The 2,589-nt window shown below is 69.7% G+C and carries 2 protein-coding genes and 2 pseudogenes; all 4 read left to right on the top strand.

Annotated elements, in window-relative coordinates; all coding sequences use genetic code 11:
• Window positions 1–346 (top strand): annotated as a pseudogene (locus HY68_RS44540) (histidine kinase); the annotation flags it as partial.
• Window positions 343–744: a roadblock/LC7 domain-containing protein gene (locus HY68_RS08620; RefSeq protein ID WP_041986505.1), complete on the top strand. Its 402-nt coding sequence runs from the start codon at window positions 343–345 to the stop codon at window positions 742–744. The pseudogene HY68_RS44540 and the gene HY68_RS08620, both read left to right, overlap by 4 nt.
• A 101-nt stretch (window positions 745–845) precedes the next feature.
• The gene (locus tag HY68_RS08615) at window positions 846–2,039 is read left to right on the top strand and encodes an ABC transporter substrate-binding protein (RefSeq protein ID WP_041986502.1); all 1,194 of its coding nucleotides are present in this window, start codon (window positions 846–848) and stop codon (window positions 2,037–2,039) included.
• Window position 2,040: 1 nt separating this feature from the next.
• Window positions 2,041–2,589 (top strand): annotated as a pseudogene (locus tag HY68_RS44890) (branched-chain amino acid ABC transporter permease); the annotation flags it as partial.

The raw sequence follows: 2,589 nt of genomic DNA, 5'->3' as shown, positions 1-2,589 counted from the left end.
CGGCCAGGCGTCCGGCGGGTACCAGGGCGGAGTCCGCCAGGGCCCCCCGCCCGCCGCGCGCCCCGTGCGCGACCCGGTGCGCGACGAACCGGTCTCGCGTGTCGCCGGCGTCAGCTCCTCGGGACTGCCGCTGCGGCAGCGCAACACCCCGCAGCAATGGCCCACCTTGGGCAACAAGGACAGTGCCGAACCGCGTTCGGCAGCCGCCACACCGAGGCCGTCACCCCGCCGCCGGGACTCCCGGCAGGTCTCTGATGTCCTGGCGGCATACACCCAGGGGATCAGCAGGAGTACGAACCGCGGGCGCTCCGCCAGCGACGCCGACACCGAACGGAGCAAGAAATGACCTCACCCACCGACCTCAGCTGGATACTGAGCGGCTTCGCCGGACGCATCCCGGAGATCTCCTCGGCCATCGCCGTGTCCGTGGACGGACTGGCCCTGGCCTACACCGGGGTGAGCCAGGACGACGCCGACCGGCTGGCCGCCATCTCCTCAGGTGTGGTCAACCTGCTGTCCGCCGCTGCGCACTTGACGAACACCGATCCCGTCGAGCACAGCCTCACCGCGATGGAGGGCGGCTACATGTTCTCGATGGCCGTCTCCAGCGGTGCCTCCCTGCTGGTGACCACCACCAGGGACGCGGACATCGGTGAGGTCAGCTACATGATGTCCGAACTGATCAACCAGGTGGGCGACTCGCTGTCGCCCCAGGTCCGCGACCCGAGCACGCTGCCCGGCTGACCGCAGGGCCGCCTCCGTAGCCGCTTCACCGTACGACCGCACCATCCGTACGAGCTGTCCCGCCCCCTCCACCTGATGAGAGCTTTCATGTTCTTCGACATATATCCCCTTCACGCCGCCGTAGATTCCGGCCGGTCGGCGCCACCGTCCTCGTCCTCGGTCTGGCGGCCGCGAGCGGGTGCAGCGGCAACAGCGCCGCCGGCGACGACGACACCGTGAAGGTCGGCCTGGTGGCCTCCCTGTCCGGCACGTACAAGCCGGTCGGCACCGAGCTTGAGGCCGGCTTCAAGCTCTACCTCGACACCCACGACAACAAGCTGGGCGGCCGCAAGGTCGAACTGCTCGTGGCGGACGAGGGCGACGGCCCGCCCACCGCGGTGCCCGCGACCACCAAGCTGGTGAAGAAGGACAAGGTCGACGTCCTGACGGGTCTCGTCAGTGGCGGTTCGGTCGCCGCGGTGATGCCGCTGGTCGACCAGGCCAAGATCCCCTTCCTGGGGTCGAACGCCCGGCCGCCCATCAAGGACCTCAGCTACGTCTGGACGACGAGCTTCCTGTCCGACGAGCCGGGCAAGGCCATCGCCCCGTACGTCAAGGAGAAGGTCAACGGACCGGTCTACGCGATCGGCCCTGACTACCAGGGCGGCTACGACGAACTGCGCGGTTTCACCGACGAGTACAAGCGCATCGGCGGCAAGCTCGCCAACCCGGACGGGAAGACCGCCTGGACGCCGTTCCCGCAGACCACCAACTTCATGCCGTACTTCGCGAAGATCGCGCAGTCCGACGCCAAGGCGGTGTACAGCTTCTACGCCGGTAAGGCCGCGATCGACTTCGCCAAGCAGTACGCGCAGTCCGACGTCGCCGACCTGCCGCTGTACACGGCCTTCGTCACCGAGGGCAGCGTGCTCCAGGCGCAGGGCCCCGCGGCGAAGGGCATCTACTCGGTCCTGAACTACGCGGCGGACCTGGACAACCAGGCCAACCGTACGTTCGTCGCCGACTGGACGGCCGAGCACGACTCGCAGCCCACCACGTACGCGATGGCTTCGTACGACGCCGCTTCCGTCCTGGACAAGGCGATAGCCGACGCGGCGAAGAAGGGCGACGTCACGCCGCAGACCATCAACAAGGCCATCGGCGGCCTGGGCCAGATCGACAGCCCGCGCGGCGCCTGGGAGTTCGGCGACAAGGCGCACTCGCCCGTGCAGTCCTGGTACCTGCGTCAGGTACGGCCCGACGGTGACCAGCTCGCCAACGTCGTGGTGCAGGACCTGGCGACGCTCGGCGGCTGACATGGGATCCATCGATGCCCACCTCATGCCGGCGGTGGACGGAGTGGCCTACGGGCTGCTGTTGTTCGTCGTCGCCGCCGGCCTGAGTCTCGCCTTCGGCACCGCGGGGGTGCTGAACCTGTCGCACGGCACGCTGTACGCCATCGGCGCGTACACGGGAGCCGAGCTGAGCGACGGGACCTGGGGCGGTCTGGCCCTCGGGCTGGCCGCCGGGACCGCGGCGGCGTGCGCGGCCGGGGCGGGTCTCTCCGCCGCGACCGCACCGCTCGCCCGGCGTGGGCATCTCGCGCAAGCACTGCTGACGTTCGGGCTCGCCCTGATCGGCGGTGATCTGCTCATCCAGTTCTTCGGGGCGGACGAGCTCCCCGTCCGCGTCCCCGAGGCGCTCGACTCGTCGGTGACGCTGCTGGGCCACCGGTACCCCGCGTACCGGCTCTGCTTCATCGTGATGGCGCTGCTGCTCGCCGCGTTCGGTACCTGGGTGCTGACCAGGACCCGGGTCGGCGCCGCGGTACGTGCCGCCGCCGACGACCCGCAGATGCTGGCGGCC

The sequence above is a fragment of the Streptomyces sp. AcH 505 genome, from assembly GCF_000818175.1.
In the GTDB taxonomy this organism is placed as follows: Bacteria; Actinomycetota; Actinomycetes; order Streptomycetales; family Streptomycetaceae; genus Streptomyces.
Note: the sequence above shows the minus strand (reverse complement) of the source record. Positions and strands in the feature narration are given on the sequence as shown.